The sequence below is a fragment of the Sphingomonas sp. Marseille-Q8236 genome (genome assembly GCF_965112005.1).
Map to the genome: position 1 here is coordinate 1,001,963 of NZ_CBCOPO010000002.1, position 16,284 is coordinate 1,018,246.

General features: G+C 64.0%; 12 protein-coding genes and 1 pseudogene. 9 read left to right on the top strand and 4 right to left on the bottom strand.

All coding sequences use genetic code 11. From position 1 onward, the window contains the following. The first annotated feature begins 11 nt into the window (after positions 1 to 11). The 5 genes from ACWPWT_RS17130 to ACWPWT_RS17150 are packed head-to-tail and all read left to right on the top strand — an operon-like array spanning position 12 to position 5,346. Positions 12 to 1,226 (top strand): hypothetical protein, encoded by a 1,215-nt coding sequence (locus ACWPWT_RS17130; protein WP_454280694.1) that lies wholly within the window; start codon positions 12 to 14, stop codon positions 1,224 to 1,226. Then, complete coding sequence (locus ACWPWT_RS17135; RefSeq protein WP_454280996.1) at positions 1,223 to 2,179, top strand: AAA family ATPase; 957 nt, start codon at positions 1,223 to 1,225, stop codon at positions 2,177 to 2,179. The genes ACWPWT_RS17130 and ACWPWT_RS17135 overlap by 4 nt, the downstream gene beginning before the upstream one ends. After that, a complete protein-coding gene (locus tag ACWPWT_RS17140) occupies positions 2,176 to 3,486 on the top strand; it encodes a DUF58 domain-containing protein (protein ID WP_454280695.1) in 1,311 nt (436 codons plus the stop codon). The genes ACWPWT_RS17135 and ACWPWT_RS17140 overlap by 4 nt, the downstream gene beginning before the upstream one ends. After that, on the top strand, positions 3,483 to 4,505 hold the full coding sequence (locus ACWPWT_RS17145; protein ID WP_454280696.1) for a stage II sporulation protein M: 1,023 nt from the start codon (positions 3,483 to 3,485) through the stop codon (positions 4,503 to 4,505). The genes ACWPWT_RS17140 and ACWPWT_RS17145 overlap by 4 nt, the downstream gene beginning before the upstream one ends. Continuing rightward, positions 4,483 to 5,346 (top strand): RDD family protein, encoded by an 864-nt coding sequence (locus ACWPWT_RS17150; RefSeq protein WP_454280697.1) that lies wholly within the window; start codon positions 4,483 to 4,485, stop codon positions 5,344 to 5,346. The genes ACWPWT_RS17145 and ACWPWT_RS17150 overlap by 23 nt, the downstream gene beginning before the upstream one ends. A 41-nt stretch (positions 5,347 to 5,387) precedes the next feature. On the opposite strand, the gene ACWPWT_RS17155 is transcribed toward ACWPWT_RS17150, so the two are convergent. After that, positions 5,388 to 6,050: an SGNH/GDSL hydrolase family protein gene (locus tag ACWPWT_RS17155; RefSeq protein WP_454280997.1), complete on the bottom strand. Its 663-nt coding sequence runs from the start codon at positions 6,048 to 6,050 to the stop codon at positions 5,388 to 5,390. Between the two features lie 21 nt (positions 6,051 to 6,071). Further along, positions 6,072 to 6,503 (bottom strand): annotated as a pseudogene (locus ACWPWT_RS17160) (hypothetical protein); the annotation flags it as partial. Between the two features lie 200 nt (positions 6,504 to 6,703). Between ACWPWT_RS17160 and ACWPWT_RS17165 the strand changes: the two are divergent. After that, the gene (locus ACWPWT_RS17165) at positions 6,704 to 9,181 is read left to right on the top strand and encodes a glycoside hydrolase family 3 N-terminal domain-containing protein (protein WP_454280998.1); all 2,478 of its coding nucleotides are present in this window, start codon (positions 6,704 to 6,706) and stop codon (positions 9,179 to 9,181) included. 75 nt (positions 9,182 to 9,256) lie between these two features. On the opposite strand, the gene ACWPWT_RS17170 is transcribed toward ACWPWT_RS17165, so the two are convergent. Continuing rightward, positions 9,257 to 9,544 carry a hypothetical protein gene (locus ACWPWT_RS17170; protein ID WP_454280698.1) on the bottom strand — a complete coding sequence of 96 codons (288 nt, stop codon included), beginning with the start codon at positions 9,542 to 9,544 and terminating at the stop codon, positions 9,257 to 9,259. Positions 9,545 to 9,751: 207 nt separating this feature from the next. Between ACWPWT_RS17170 and ACWPWT_RS17175 the strand changes: the two genes are divergently transcribed. The 3 genes from ACWPWT_RS17175 to ACWPWT_RS17185 all read left to right on the top strand — a co-directional run bounded on the left by ACWPWT_RS17175 (position 9,752) and on the right by ACWPWT_RS17185 (position 15,529). Further along, positions 9,752 to 11,776 (top strand): glycoside hydrolase domain-containing protein, encoded by a 2,025-nt coding sequence (locus ACWPWT_RS17175; protein ID WP_454280699.1) that lies wholly within the window; start codon positions 9,752 to 9,754, stop codon positions 11,774 to 11,776. A gap of 124 nt (positions 11,777 to 11,900) precedes the next feature. Continuing rightward, the gene (locus ACWPWT_RS17180) at positions 11,901 to 14,429 is read left to right on the top strand and encodes a TonB-dependent receptor (protein WP_454280700.1); all 2,529 of its coding nucleotides are present in this window, start codon (positions 11,901 to 11,903) and stop codon (positions 14,427 to 14,429) included. 5 nt (positions 14,430 to 14,434) lie between these two features. Next, complete coding sequence (locus ACWPWT_RS17185; protein ID WP_454280999.1) at positions 14,435 to 15,529, top strand: YdcF family protein; 1,095 nt, start codon at positions 14,435 to 14,437, stop codon at positions 15,527 to 15,529. On the opposite strand, the gene ACWPWT_RS17190 is transcribed toward ACWPWT_RS17185, so the two are convergent. Continuing rightward, positions 15,427 to 16,092 (bottom strand): phosphatase PAP2 family protein, encoded by a 666-nt coding sequence (locus ACWPWT_RS17190; protein ID WP_454280701.1) that lies wholly within the window; start codon positions 16,090 to 16,092, stop codon positions 15,427 to 15,429. The genes ACWPWT_RS17185 and ACWPWT_RS17190 overlap by 103 nt on opposite strands. Positions 16,093 to 16,284 lie beyond the last annotated feature (192 nt).

Here is a 16,284-nt window from a genome sequence, read left to right on the forward strand (position 1 = left end):
GCGGGCGGATTTTGAGCCGCCATTCCCTCGGCGGTAAGAGGGCGGCCGAGCATTTGTTTGCGCCGCTGACGGTGACACTGCTGCTGGTCATCGGCATTCTGGGCTTTGCCGGGTCGATGCTGCTGGGGGCCTATGCCCCGGATTTGCGATCCGGGCAGAATGGCGGAACCCACGCCCTGTCCAACGCCGCAACCGGCTTCGCCGGGATTTTCGACCTGGCCGAGGCGACCGGCCACAAGCCGCGGATCATTCGGGCGGAAGGTGGATGGATGACGGACGACCTCGTCGTCGCCACGCCCGATCACGGTCAAGTGGACATGACCAAATTCATGATGGCCCGGCATGGCCGAGCGACCCTGATCGTCCTCCCCAAATGGGCGACGCAAGCCGATGACAAGGTCAAAGGCTGGGTCGACGCCAGCGGCCTACTGCCAAGGTCCGATCCGGCCAGTATCCTGGCACCGGCAACCGACATCACCGTGACCCGGCGTCGGAGCCGGGGGCGGGCGCTCCACGCGGTACGCTGGGCGCCGGCGTCGATGAATGTCGCTGCCCCGCGCCCGCTTCAGGTCATGTCCTCGGCGGCCTTGACGCCCCTCGTGACCGACGATGCCGGAGGGATCGTGCTGGGGAAGGTGAAGGACCAGAATGTCTATATTCTCGCCGATCCCGATCTGCTCAACAATCACGGCATTCGGACGCTCGATCGGGCGCGGGCTGCGCTCGACCTGTTCGACTTCGTCGCGGACAACGGCTCAACGGGGGTAGCGTTCGACGTGACGTTGAACGGCCTGGGCCGTGGGCGAACCCCGTTGAAACTCGCCTTCGAGCCGCCCTTCCTGGCGATGACACTGGCCCTGGTCGTCGCGCTGGCGCTCATCGGGTGGCAGGCCCTGTTCCGCTTCGGATCGGCACGGCCCGCCGATCGGGCCATCGCCTTCGGCAAGACGGCGCTGATCGACAACAGCGCAATGATCGTCCGCAAGGCGGGTCGAGAGGGCGGGCTGGGTTCGCGATACGCCGCGCTGGTCCGCGAGAGGGCAAGGGCGATCTTCGGGGTGCCGGCACGCCTGACCGACGAGGAGGCGGATCGCTATCTCGATCGCCTGCCGGGATCGACGACGTTCACGACCCTCGCCGCAGAGGCGACGCGGGCCCGGCATCGCGACGACATGCTCGCCAGCGCGCAGGCGCTGCACCAATGGCAACAGGAGAAGACACGGTGACGGTGGAAGAGGTTCAGGCGCTGGGGCAGGCGATCCGTGCCGAGATCGGCAAGGCGGTGGTCGGCCATGACGCCACCATCGACCTGCTGCTGGTCGCATTGTTCGCCGGGGGACATGTCCTGCTGGAAGGGCCGCCGGGCACCGCCAAGACGCTGCTGGCGCATAGTTTCGCGCAGACCTTGGGACTGGGGTTCGGACGCATCCAGTTCACGCCGGATCTGATGCCGGGGGACATCATCGGCGCCAATTTGTTCAACTTCCAAAGCTCGACATTCACGCTGAACCGCGGGCCGATCTTCACCGAATTGCTGTTGGCCGACGAGATCAACCGCACCTCGCCAAAGACCCAGGCCGCCTTGCTGGAAGCGATGCAGGAGCGCACCGTGACCATCGACGGCGAAAGCCTGGCACTGAGCCGCCGCTTTACCGTGGTCGCCACTCAGAACCCGATCGAGCAGCAGGGCGTCTATCCGCTGCCCGAGGCGCAGCTCGACCGTTTCCTGTTCAAGCAGATCGTGCCCTATCCTACGTCCGATGAAGAGCGCCGAATCGTCGCGGGACATGGCGCACGCCAGGCCGCCATGTCCCCCGTCGAATGGGGAGTCGAGGCCAAGTCGGACGCGGCGACGATCGACGGGGCGGTGGAAACCGTTGCCAATGTCCGGCTGGTCGATGAGGTGATCGACTACATCGTCGCGCTGATCCGCGGAACGCGCGGCGTGGCGGATCTGGAGAGCGGTGCCTCGCCGCGTGCCGGTGCGATGCTGGCGGGAGCGGCGCGGGCGCGGGCCGCACTCGACGGACGCGATTTCGTCATTCCGGACGATGTGAAGACGCTGGCGCCCGCGCTGCTCCGTCATCGGCTGATCCTGTCACCGGCGGCCGAGATTGGCGGGCGCGCGATCGAGGATGTCGTCGCGCAGATCATCGAGACGATCGAGGCGCCGCGTTGATCTATCCCACCCGCATGGCGGTACTGGCGGCGGTGATCGGGGCTCCGATCACGTTGCTGGTTGCCGTGCTGTTTCCGACGACCTGGTTTGCGGGGCTGGGCTGGCCCGGCGCGGTGCTGGTGCTGGTCCTGGCGGATGCATGGCTTGGCCGTGCGACCGTGGACGCTCGCCTGGCGTTGCCCGGTTCGGCATCGGTCGGCGTTCCACTGACGATCACGGCGGCGGTGACGATCGTCGGCCCGTCTGTGCGAAGGACGGCCCAACTGGCCCTGTCGAACGATCCTTTGATAGCCCTTGCCAACGATACTCCGGTCAGCCTCATGATCGAAGACGGCAGGGCGAATGCGGCGATCATGATCATACCCCGGCGGCGGGGCACGGCACGGTTCGATACGATATGGCTACGCTGGGCCGGACCGCTGGGACTGGTATGGCGGCAAAAGCGGATCGATGACGAACGTCTGCTGCCGATCCTTCCCGATGTTGAGGCGGTGCGCGAACGAGGCGCGCAGGTGTTTCGGCGTCATGCGGTCCAGGGGCTACTCGCTCAGAGCGATCGGGGGGACGGCACCGATTTCGACGCATTGGTCGAGTTTAGAACCGGCATGGACCGACGCGCGATCGACTGGAAGCAGTCGGCACGCCACCGCAAGCTTTACGCCAAGGAATATCGCACCGAGCGCAACAGCCAGATCGTGTTCGTGATCGATGCGGGGAGGCAAATGTCCGAACCCGTCGGCGGCATCCCGCGCATCGACCGTGCCATTTCGGCGGCGCTGCTGACCGGTTGGCTGGCCCTCAAGCTTGGCGACCGTGTCGCGCTCCACGCCTTCGACTCCCGCCCACGCGTCGCCAGCGGCTTTATTGGTGGGGCAAAAGCCTTCCCCCAGCTTCAGCATCTGGCGGCGCAGATCGACTATAGCGCGGACGAATCCAATTACACCTTCGCCCTGACAACGCTGGCCGGACGGCTGACGCGGCGATCGATGATCTTGCTGTTCACCGAATTCACCGACGCGACCTCCGCCGATTTCCTGGTTCGCGCGGTGGCCCACCTGCTCAACACGCATCTGGTACTGGTCGTCGTCCTGCATGACGACGAATTGGAAGCTTTTGTCGATGCGGCGCCGGTCACGCCCGCCGATGTGACGCGTGCCGTCACCGCGGGAGCATTGCTGCGTGATCGGCGGCTGGTGCTGCTGCGCCTTCGGCACCTGGGGGTGCATGTCATCGAAAGCCCCCATGATCAGGTGGCCGAGCGATTGGTCGAAGGCTATGTCGATCTCAAACGCAGGAGCCTGTTGTGAGTGCGTTCGTCGATGCCGCCCCGCCGCTGGTCAATGCCAGCCGCTTTCGCGCGGCGCATGAGGCCGACTGGACACGGTTGGATATGCTGCTTCAACGGATCGAAAAGCGATCCGTCCGGGTTTTGTCCGAGGATGATCTGCTCGCGTTGCCCTTGCTGTATCGTATCACCCTGTCATCGCTGTCGGTCGCGCGCGAAACGTCTCTCGACCGCGCGTTGATCGCCTATCTCGAACAGCTTTGCGCGCGCGCCTATTTCCAGCTTTACGGCGTGTCGGACTCGCCATGGCGCGATCTGGCGCGCTTTTTCACGCAGGGTTGGCGGAAAGCAGTCGCATCGCTTTGGCGCGAGACGCTGGTGATGGCCTTCCTGACCTTGGCGGGCGCGCTCGCCGCCTATGCGCTGGTTCGCGCCGATCCAAGCTGGTTCTATGGGTTCATCCCGGAAACGCTGGCCGGGGGACGCGATCCCGGCGCCTCGGCCGCGACGCTGCGCCAGAGCCTGTACGGCAGTCAGGAGAGCGGACTGGGCATTTTCGCCAGCTTCCTGTTCGGCCATAACGCACAGATCGCGATCTTCGCGTTCGCGCTGGGCTTTGCCTTTGTCGTGCCGACCGCGCTGCTGATCCTCTATAACGGGCTGACGCTGGGCGCGATGATCGCCGTGTTTGCGGACAAGGGGCTGGGCCCGAACTTTCTGGCATGGCTGGCGATCCACGGCACCACGGAGTTGTTCGCGATCATGATCTCCGGAGCGGCCGGGATGCGGATCGGCACCGCGATCGCCTTTCCGGGACGACGCACCCGCATGGACGCGCTGGTCGTGGTGGGCCGGACATCCGCCATCGCCGTCATGGGCGTCGTGCTGATGCTGGCGGTAGCAGCGATCCTGGAAGGGATCGGTCGGCAGGTGGTGACGAGCGATGGTTTGCGGGTCGGTATCGGCTTGGCCGCACTGGGGGCTTGGCTGGTCTATTATTACGGCATCGGGAGGCGGCATGCGCTTCGCTCGCCGGAATAAGGCGCCCTTCACCCTGCGACGCGGTTTCGTCACGCCGGAAGGGGTCGATCTGCAACTGGAACTCGGGAGCGCAGGGGCGCGGGCCGCCGCATTTCTGATCGACATCGTCCTGATGCTTGTCGTGCTGATCGTGGCGACGATCGCCTTGTTCGCCTTCGGTCTGGCGACCCGTGCCGATCTTGCCGCCATATTGTGGCTGATCGGTGCGTTCTGCCTGCGCAACGGCTGGTTCGTGCTGTTCGAGATGAGTGGTCGCGGCGCCACGCCGGGCAAGCGCCTGATGGGTTTGCGGGTCATCGCTCGTGATGGCGCGCGATTGACCGGAGGCGCAGTGCTCGCGCGCAATGCGATGCGCGAGATCGAGGTGTTCCTGCCGCTATCCTTTCTGGCGCAGCAGACGGCCACGGGCACGGCGGACGCGTTCCTGACCATCTTCGCATTGTCATGGACGGGTATCTTCCTGTTATTCCCCTTGTTCAATCGAGAGCGGCTGCGGATCGGCGACATGGTGGCCGGCACTTGGGTGGTTCAGACGGTCAAGCGGAACCTTGCCGCAGACCTGACCGTGAGCGCGGATCGCCCCCGGCGTGCGTTTTCGGACGCCGCGCTTGCGCTGTACGGCGTATATGAGTTGCATGCGCTGGAGGATGTGATCCGTAACGGTGATGCCCTGTCCCGCAACACGGTGGCGGCAACGATCCGACGCAAAGCGGGGCTGGCCAATGATGGCGACGATGACGGATTTCTCGCCGACTATTACGCGGCGCTGTGCGTGCGTTTGGAGGAGGGACTGCTGATCGGTCGCCGCCAACTCGACAAATCGGGTGCCATGGCAGGCTAGGGCGGGCCGCGGCCATTTGCGAACCGCCCTGGTCTATCGTATCACCGAGTCCAGATGCCGGGGAGGCTATCGATGGCATGAGCGATCGCTTTGGCGATGGCGCGGTCGTCCTTGGCGTCGGGATGCGCGTCGCATCCCTGGAAGGACAGGCCGTTCACGGGAACGAAACGGACCCGTTTTTCTCCACTGTCGCTCAGTCGCTGGACGACCTTGGAGACTTCTTGCGCAATTTCGCCATCAGCCAGATTGGTCGCCCAAAGGATAAAATAGGCGTTCGGATTCTTCTGGCGGAGCGTCTGCACGAACGCGACGTACCGCCCTTCGAAATCCCGATGGAGCGCCTCGCGATCGGGCCAGCGCTCCCCAGTCTTCAGCGGTGTTGAGAAATCGTTGGTGCCCAGGGCGATGACGATGATCTGCGGATGCCAATCCGGCCGTGCTGCCAAGGTTCGGGAGTTTAGCAGGGCAAAGGGATAGGCTTGAGGCAGCGTCGGGGCGGCGAAGCCTCCATAGTTGCGGACGACACCGCGCCCCGAGATCGCATTGACCTGATAATCGGCGTCATAATGCGCTGCGGTGACGCCAGCCGGTCCGAGCAACGTATTGGTCGTCTGCCAGATGGCATCCTGGCTGCACATTCGCGTCGACGAAGTGTTTCCATAACCGACCGTGTGCGAATCCCCGATGAACTCGATCTGCCGCATTCGTGGCTGCGGGGCGGGGAGGGGCGTCGTACCCCGTGGCGCGAATATGCCATGGAATGCGGTCGGACCGGCTTGGCTCTCGCTTACCACATCGACGCGGATGCGATGCTTGCCGGGCCCATGGGCGGCCACGCGATAAACGCCCGGAGTGGGACGGACGAGCGAAAGGGGCGCGTCGCCATCGACCCTGATCCGAAGCGAGACGGCCCCTGCTCCGATACTGAGGTCTACGGCCGGACCGCGAAAAGCCGCTTCCCAATAGGTACCGGGCCATTGCCGGACATAGCCCTTTAAATGGACCACGCGTCCGCCGACGTGGAGAGGCAACGGCCTCCCGGTCGACGCCCGCGCGCCCAAGGACCGGATCACGTGTGACGAGCCCGCTTCAGCGGGCAGCACGTAAGGCGACGCCGTGAGCAGCAACAGGGCGGCGGGAATGAAGGCGCGAAGCATCGTTTCTCCTGGTCGGGGCGGCAGATGCCCTATCGCTGAATGGGATAGCTAGCTTGCTCGCGAACCGGCGCAACGAAAAATCGTCTCGCCAATGGGCGATCATACGGGACAGGTCCGGCCTTGCGAATTCGGATAAGTGTTGTTGACAGTTTCGTCATGAAACCGGCACGGCTGGGAAAACGAACAGGAGAGATGTGACGATGGCGTTTACCCGCAGCCTGGCCATGATCGTGGCCGCAACCGCCCTGAGCAGCGGCGCGATCGCACAGCAGGATCTGGCGCCCACACCCGACGCCAGTGCCGTAGCCCATCCCGAGCTGTGGCCCCAATTGCCGCTCAAGCGGCACCGCGATCCCAGGGTCGAGGCACGCGTCGACAAGATCCTGTCGCAGATGAGTGTCGAGGACAAGGTCGGCCAATTGATCCAGGTCGACATTGCCTCGATCACGCCCAAGGATCTGGAAACCTACAAGCTCGGTTCGATCTTGAACGGCGGGAATTCCGCCCCGAACAATGACGAATTCGCACCGGCGCCCGAATGGTTGAAGCTGTTCGATGCCTTTTGGGATGCCGCGATGAAGCGGAGCGATGGCCGCCCCAAGGTGCCGCTAATCTGGGGCACCGATGCGGTTCACGGCGCGAACAATATCGTCGGTGCGACGCTGTTCCCGCACAATATCGGCTTGGGCGCGGCGCGCGACCCCGAACTCATCCGCCGGATCGGCGCGGCGACGGCGGCAGAGACGGCCGCGACCGGCATCGACTGGAGCTTCGCGCCCACCGTTGCGGTGGTGCAGGACGATCGCTGGGGCCGGACATATGAAAGCTATTCGGAGGACCCGGCCATCGTCGAGGCCTATGCCGGACAGATGGTCGAGGGGATTCAGGGCCGGGTCGGTGGCGACTTCATGAAGCCAGGCCATGTCATCTCGTCGATCAAGCATTTCTTAGGCGATGGCGGAACGGGTGGCCGCGATCAGGGGGATACGCGCGTTTCGGAAGAGGTGCTGCGCGACGTCCATGCCGCGGGCTATCGCAGCGGTCTTGTCGCGGGCGCGTTGACGGTAATGCCCAGTTTTTCAAGTTGGAACGGTACCAAGATGACCGGCAACAAAAGCCTGTTGACCGGCGTGCTCAAGGATCGGCTGGGCTTTGACGGCTTCACCATCGGCGACTGGAATGCCCATGGCCAGGTGCCGGGTTGCAGCAACGAGGATTGCGCCGCGGCGATCAATGCCGGGCTCGACATGTTCATGTATTCCGGGCCCGGTTGGAAGCAGCTTTACGCCAACACCCTGCGCGAGGCCAAGGACGGCACGATCCCTGCCGCGCGGCTGGACGATGCGGTGCGGCGTATCTTGCGGGTGAAGATGCTGGCGGGGTCCTTCGACGCCGGTCGTCCGTCGTCGCGTCCGATCAGCGGCCAGTTCAAGCTGATCGGCGCGCCCGAGCATCGCGCGATTGCACGTCAGGCGGTGAGGGAGTCGCTGGTCCTGTTGAAGAACAATGGCGGCCTTCTCCCCCTGAAAGCCGGCGCGAATATCCTGGTGGCGGGGCGCGGTGCCGACAATATCGGCCAGCAGGCCGGTGGCTGGTCGATCACCTGGCAGGGTACGGGCGTGACGAACGCGAATTTCCCCAACGGACAATCCATCTGGTCCGGCATCGACGACGCGGTACGAGCAGGCGGCGGCAAGGCGACCCTGGCGGTCGATGGCCGCTATACCGCCAGGCCGGATGCGGCGATCGTCGTGTTCGGGGAGACGCCCTATGCCGAGTTCACCGGCGATCGCCCAACCTTGGAATACAGCCCGGAGGACAAAAGCGACCTCGCCTTGCTCAAAAAGCTGAAGGGCGCCGGCATTCCGGTCGTCGCGGTGTTCCTGTCGGGTCGTCCGCTTTGGGTGAACCCGGAATTGAATGCAGCGGACGCCTTTGTCGCGGCTTTCCTGCCGGGGACGGAAGGCGGCGGTGTGGCCGATGTCCTGATCGCGGGGCGCGACGGCAAGCCGCGTAACGACTTCCACGGTAAGCTCAGCTTCTCCTGGCCCAAGCGGCTCGACCAATATGTTCTGAATAAGCGCGATCCGAATTACGACCCGCTGTTCCCGATCGGCTATGGCCTGACCTATACACAGCGTAGCGATCTGCCGGCACTCAGCGAGGCACGTCCGGCGGTGACCGCAGGCGACCAGAACGCCCTGTTCATGCGCGGTCGCGTCGTGGCCGGTGCTCGGCTCGACCTGGCCGGGGCGGTGCAGCAGACGCGTATCGACCGCGCCGCGCAGGAGGACAGTCTGCGCTTCACCTTTACGGGTAGCGGTCCGGGGAGTGCCGTGATCGAAGAGGCCAAGCCGATCGACGTGACGCGGGAGGCGAACGGGCAGCTCAGCCTGCTTCTGGACTATCGGGTGACGGTGGCGCCGACGGGTGAGGTGACCCTGGGTATGGAGGGTGGCAAGCCCGCGTCCGTCCCGATCACCGGTGCGCTCAAGGGAGCGTTAGGGGAATGGCGCCAATTGGCGGTGCCGTTGCGCTGCTTTGCGGACGGCGGGGTGGATATGGCGACCGTGTCGAAGCCGTGGGTCATCGCGACCAAGGGGAAGCTGACCCTCGACATTTCCTCGATCCGTATCGCCAGCGCCCCTCCTGGGCCGGTGAGCTGCGGCGTGCGCTGATCGGCCGGGCATAACGCCTGTGAGGTTCGGACATGATCGTTCCCTTATGGGCGACGATCATGTCTGCCGGGCGGATCAGTCCACGCTCCGGTCGGCATTTTCGAGGCGGAATTCCACGCCGTTCCAGAAGCGTTCGAGACGGTCGAGCGCATATTGTCTGATGCGCCCGACCTCATCGTCGCTCATCGCCTGAACCCCGGTCGCGCGTAAGCTGCCGAAATCGCGCATCATGCTCTGCGCCGTGGCGCGGCAGGCGCCGACCGGATCCTTGTCCCCGACAAGGAGCAAGGCATAGAGATTTTCCATGATGAAGCCATGGGCGGCCAAAGTGCCTGCGATGGCCTCTGCGAATTCATCATCCAATGTCGATCTCCTCATAGGCCGTGAAAGCGTTGGGCCGACATGGAAGTTGCAACCTGCAACGACCAGCAGCGTCTCGGCACATGTTGTGGCACAAGGGCCAGCCGGGAAAAGACAAGTTTTTTCGACGCCTAGTCCTGTCGTCGTTCACTCTCGCTGCTATAGGCTCCGGCCATCGTTTCTGAGGTTGCGGGCAAGGGGACTGGTCGGATGAGGTGGATGGTTGCGGTGGCTCTAGCCGTGTCCGCGATGCCGGTCACGGCACGTGAAACGCCTGCCGATCTGGTCAATCCCTTCGTGGGTACGCTTGCCGATTTCGGACAGTTGACGCCGGCGGCGGTTGCGCCTTTCGGAATGGTTCAGCTTGGTCCCGATACCGATCCCGCCAATCACGCGGGCTATGATTTTGCGGCCGACAGGCTTTTGGGCTTCTCGCATACGCGTGGCGTCGGGGTCGGTTGTGGAGGTGGCGGCGGGGACTTGCTGGTATCGTTGCGCAAGGCCGAAGCCAGCGGACCGGCGATCATGGACAAGCGGAGCGAGCGCGCGACGGCCGGGACCTATCGCGTGACCTATGACGGAGGCATTTCGGCCGAAGCCGTCGCCACGCGTGGCGCGGGGCTGCTCCACTTCACCGTTCCGCAGGCGGGCCCGTTCGTCCTTCGCATCGATGCAAGGCATAGCTATGCCAAGCGCATCTCGACCGCGTGGCGGACGGCCGACAGCGATGACCTGAGGGCCGAGATGGTCGCCGGGACGGTGTGCGATCAGGGGCGATACCGTCTCTTCTCTTCGAGCCGTATCACGGTGAACGGTCGTCCACTCCATCGGGCGCTTGCTGCCGCAGACGGTGTGGCGACGCTGCAGTTAAACCTGCGACGCGGCGACGTGATCGCGGTAGCCACCGGTTTGTCGAGCGTCGATAACGACGGTGCGGCGCTGGTCCGCGAGCGCGAACTCGGCACGCGTCGCTTTCAGGCGATCGCGGTGGAAACGCGGGCCGGCTGGAACACGGCCTTGGGCAGGGTCGCGCCGGAGGGTTCGCGGGCGGAGCGGGCGTTGTTCTACACCTCGCTTTTTCGGGTGCTCCAGACGCCGGTCGCGATCGACGATCCCGATCGTCGACACCGCGAGAATGACGGGTCGATCGCGCGTTCCCCCGCCGGCCAGACGCGCTACGCGAGCTGGTCGCTTTGGGACAACTACCGGACCCAGTTGCCGCTTCTGGCCCTGTTGCAGCCGGAGCGGAGCCAGGACATCGCTCGGTCGCTGGCCGACCTTTACATTCGCGGCAAGGCGCAATGGGCAACGATGAACGAGCCGTTCCTGTCCGTCCGCACCGAACATGCCGGGATCGCGTTGCTCGACATGCGTCGAAAGGGCATTGCCGGTTTCGACGCTCGCGCGGCGTTGAAGGGCATGGTGGCCGACAGCGCCACACTGCAGCGCGATACCCCCGATCAAAGGATCGAGGCGGCTTATGACGACTGGGCTACCGCGCAGTTCGGACGCGATCTGGGCGATGATGGGGTCGTGCACCGCTTCTCCACACAGGCGGAGGGCTATCGCCCGATGTGGCGATCGGTCTTCCAGACGCTGGGGGAGGATGCGGATGTGGTGAAGGCGCGGGGGCTCTATCAGGGTACCTTGTGGCAATATCGCTGGGCGCCCGTCTTCGATCTCGACTGGATGGTGGCGACGGTAGGCAAGCCGGAATTCCTGCGGGAATTGCATCACTTTTTCGATGCCGGACTGTTCAATATGACCAATGAGCCGGATATTCAGGTTCCCTGGCTGTTCGGTGCATTGGGAGAGCCGCAAGCCACCGCCGATCTCGTGCGGACGATTTTGACCCGTCCGATGGCGCATCCTTATACCAACGCTGGTAAGCTGCCTCAGCCCTTTGTCGGGCCCAGCTTTGCGCTGGCACCGCAAGGATTTGCCGATGGCATGGACGACGATGCAGGGGCGATGACGGCGTGGTATGTGTTCGCGTCGCTCGGCCTGTATCCGCTGGTTCCGGGCGAGCCCTGGTACAGCGTGACCGTCCCGGCTTTTACGCGCGCTACGATCGATATGGGCGGCGGGCACCGGGTTACGATCCGACGGGTCGGCCCGCGCGATGGATTGGTGATTGGTGCCGACTGGAACGGCACCGCGCTCGCGGATTGGCGGGTAAACCATCACGATCTAACCAAGGGTGGTATCCTGACCGTCACCACCAGTGCCCGCTGATTTTTAGTGGCGCCATACTTGATTCAACTTGATATAGATTGGTGCCATAAGTCTTTCGAGTTTCACAAAACTGTCGTCATATTCCGCCATCGGAGCGCGCAATCGATCCGAATACGGGGGAACCATGACCTTTTCCAAAGCCGCACTGCTCCGCGCCACTGTTCTGACCGCAGCCGTGGTCGCCGCACCGCAAATCGTCAGCGCACAGACCGCCGCCGAGCCGGTGACAGGGCCCGCCGAAGACGGTGCTCAGGCCGACACGTCACCTCAGGCAGGCAGCGGTGAAGAGGTCATAGTCACCGGCTCTGCGCGGCGGCAGCGGCGCTTCGACGTGTCCTATGCGGTAAACTCGCTGGGCCAGGACGATGTGAAGCGGTTGGCCCCGCTGAACTTCGCCGATCTGCTCGGCAAATTGCCCGGTATCCAGGTCGAGGCGACTGGCGGAGAGGTGCAGAACGTTACCCGTATTCGCGGTATCCCGACCGACGATGGCTATGCGGTGTTTCAGCAGGACGGACTGCCGCTGTTCCACGACATCAACGGCAATTTCTTCCGCGGTGACAGCCTGAACCGCTATGACCTGATGACCGAACGGGTCGAGGTGGTTCGCGGCGGCCCGGCTCCGATCTTCGCCAGCCAGGCGGCGGCCATCGTCAATTCGATCACCGCCACCGGCACCGACACCACGCGCGGCAAGGTGCAGGTGACCTTGGGGACGACCGATCTCTATCGGCTGGACGCGATGCAAGCGGGGCCGCTGGGCGAGCGGACCTATTATGCGATCGGCGGCTATCTGCGTCGGGACAATGGCCAGCGGAACAACGGCTTCCCGAACGACCGCGGCGGCCAGATCCGCGCCAATATCAAGCGTGATCTCGACAACGGAACGCTGAAGATCAGCGTCAACTATTTGAACGATCACAACAGTTTCTACCTGCCGATCCCGGTTGCCGATCCGCGCAATCCATCGGTGTCGCTGAACCCCTATATCGACTTCTTCCATGGCACGCTGAACTCGCCCGCATTTCGTGGCGTGACGCTGAAATATCGGGACTCGGCCGGGGTCGTACGAAGCGAGACGCGCGACCTCGCGGATGGCCGGCATATGGAATATGGCAATATCGGCCTGCAATATGACGCCGAATTCGGCGGTTGGCAGTTTGCGGCTAAGGCCGGTTATACCCAGGGCAAGCTGCGTTTCGATGCGCTCTATTCGACCTCCAATCCCGTCGATGCCAACAGCTTCGCCAATGGTTTCCTGAGCGCGGCCAATACCGCCTTCGGACCGGTGGCCCGTTTGGGCTATGCGCTGTCGGGGACCAACGGTGCTACCGCCTATGACCCGTATTCCGCCTCCGGCCTGGTGGTTCAGGGGCAGTATCGCGGCGTCGATTCCCGCTTCTATTCGGGCCAGGGCGATGTTAGCGTGACCCGGAAGTTCGAAACCGGCTTTGGTACCCATGACCTTCGTCTGGGCGGCTATGCCTCGGCCTATGGCCTGACCAACAAGGCGATCTATCAGGATTATCTGATGGAGGTGCGCGGCCAGCCCCGGACGCTCGATCTGGTCGCCTATTCCGCCAGCGGTTCCGTCTTGGGCTATGTCACCGACAAGGGCGTGCTGCGCTATGGCACGACCCTGAACCAGGGCGACGTCGATTCCACCGTTTATGCGGTCTATGCCAACGATACCTGGGAGGTCACTCCGGGGCTGCGGATCGATGGCGGCATTCGCCATGAATGGTACAATATCAGTGGATATGGCTTGACCTCGACCTCGGTCAATTTGGGCGATCCCACGACGCTGGCCGACAATAATGTTCGTAGCTTCGACGGGGGGCGTCAGACCCGCAAGGACAGCCCGGTCGCGACCAACTGGACGATCGGCGTCAATTATGACGTGAGCTCGCACTTCGGCGGCTACCTTCGCGCTTCGCATCTGGAGGTGCCGCCTCAGTCCGCCAGCTATTACAACATCAACCCGGTGCTGGTGAAAACGCAGGCGGACCAATATGAGGCTGGGCTGAAGGCATCGTTCGGCCGCAATTACCTCTATATGACCGGCTTCTATACGAAGTTCGATCCGTTCAACGCCTCGTTCGTCGCGTTCAACCCGACGACCGGCCGCAACGATCAGGCTGTTCCGTTCATCGGCCAGGCCGAGGTGAAGGGCGTCGAGGTAGACGGAACGCTCGCCCCGGCACCTTGGTTCTTCGTCTCCGGCTCGTTTACCTATCAAGAGCCGAAGTACAAGAATTTGCAGAACAGCGCGGGGGCCGATCCTTCGGCCGTCAATGGCAAGCAGATCATCCGCGAGCCCAAGGTGTTCGGCAATATCCGCCCGACCTTCGCCTTCGACGCGGGGGGTGACCAGGTCGAGATTTACGGCCGCTACGAATATGTCGGCCGCCGTTATGTCGACCTGTTTAACAATACCGGCCTTCCCGCATACAACACGTTCGGCCTGGGCGGGACGCTGACCCATGGCGGGTTCCAGTTTCAGGTCGTCGGCGACAATATCTTCAACAACAAGGGGCTGACCGAAGGCAATCCGCGTACCGATCAGCTCGACGGGCAGACCTCGCGCGATGCCATTTACGGCCGCCCGATTTTTGGCCGCAGCGTTCGCTTCGTCATCAGCAAGGCTTGGTGAGCCATATGAGCGGGTGGCGCGTCGCCGGGCTGGTCGTATCGCTGCTGATGATCGGGGCTCGGCCGGTTTCGGTGGGGCAGCCGGTGCGCGATGCCCATCTGGCGGCCATGGCGGCACGGCTTTTCCCGGCGCTTAGCGGTCAGCCGGTGGCAGGTGAGGCGCGCGACCGGCGTGTCGCCGCCTGCGCCGGTGCGCCGGCCTGCATCGTCGCAGCGGCGATCGTGCAGGACGGGGAGCGCGACGCCCTGGCCGCGCGGTCGGGCCCCCGCGGCGATGATGTGCGGCGGCAGGTCGATGGCTTGAACGAAGTCCTGCGCGTCTATGGCGTCGGGAAGCTGCCGCATTATCCTCTGATCGACGGATCGGACGAACCATTCGGCAGCGAGGGTTCTGCAGCCAAGGTCGCCGATGCGGTCGCGATGGCGTCGGCCCAGCGGACCGACCCGGCCATCAGCGGGGACATCAGCCTCTCGCTCGCGCTTGCGTTGCTCGATGCCAATGGCAAAGACGCGGCTGTGGCCTTCGAACCACTCGATCGGCTCCACAACGCCGCCGCTTTCGTCAAGGCCCGCAAGCTGAACTGGAGCCGCTATCGCTACACCGCGATCCTTGTCCTGGGCGTAGGGCCGGATGATCTGGCCACCCCGCTCAGCGCCAAGGCAAAGGTCAATGTGCGTTCAGGGGCCGAGCGCTATGCAGAAGGGCTGGCGCCGTTCCTGATCGTCAGCGGCGGTGCGGTGCATCCCCGAGGGACCTCGCATATCGAGGCGATGGAGATGCGCCGGGCCCTGATCGAGCGCTATGGCATTCCGGCGGACGCGATCGTCATCGATCCCTATGCCCGGCATACCACCACCAACTTGCGCAACGCGACGCGACGCCTGATCGCGATGGGGGCGCCGCTCGATCGCGACATATTGGTGGTCAGCAACGCGCCGCATATCGACGCGATCGCCAGCCCGGCCTTTGTTGACCGCAATCGGCGCGAATTGGGGTATCAGCCTGCGGTGGCGGGCGAACGTATGGCGTCCACCGCTATCGCGATGCGGCCATCCGGCGATTCGCTCCGCGTCGATCCGGGCGATCCGCTCGACCCTTGAGGGGCGGGCCGGTCGATCGCAATTTTCGACAAGGCGACTATGCCTCCGCCCGCGGCCATTCCAATCACCCCGCCTGCCACCAGATCGCTGAGATAATGTTTGCTTCGCGGTATCTGGATCAAGGCGATGGCCCCCGCGACGCCATAGGCGGCCAAGCGCTGACTGGGATAGGCGTCGGCAAGGGCATGGGCTACCGCGACAGCCCCGGCAGTATGACCGGATGGGAAACTGCTTCGATCGCTCTGTCTGCTGCGACCGGGCCGCATTTCATAGCCTTTTCCGTCCTGCACCGCCTTTGGGCGCGTTCGGTCGATACGGTGCTTGATCATATCCTTGGCGGCAGTGGCCAGCAGTTCGGCCGCCAGCATGTTGCCGCCCGCGACCGCCAGCCGGCGATCCTTCCTGATCAAGCCGATCGCCAGAACGCTGGCGCATAGGGTGATGAGTTGCGGCTGATCGGCGACCTCGCTCAGCCAGCCTAGCAATCTGATCGGAGTCGAGGTGCGGGCCGGTGCCGCGGTTTGCGCGATCGAACGATCGACTTGCTCTATATCAGTGTCCATCGATCGCATGAGCGCAGACGAAGCCGCTCGGTTCCGAAGGGAGCCGCCGATCCGCCCTCTCCATTGCGACGGTCATCGGCCGCAATCTTCCCCGACTTGGCGCTTTGGTGCCGGCCCAAAGCCCTGTATCGCGTGCCCCGTGTAAACGCCGCACGGGACGAAGATAGACGCCACCATATCGTTGGCTGTCGA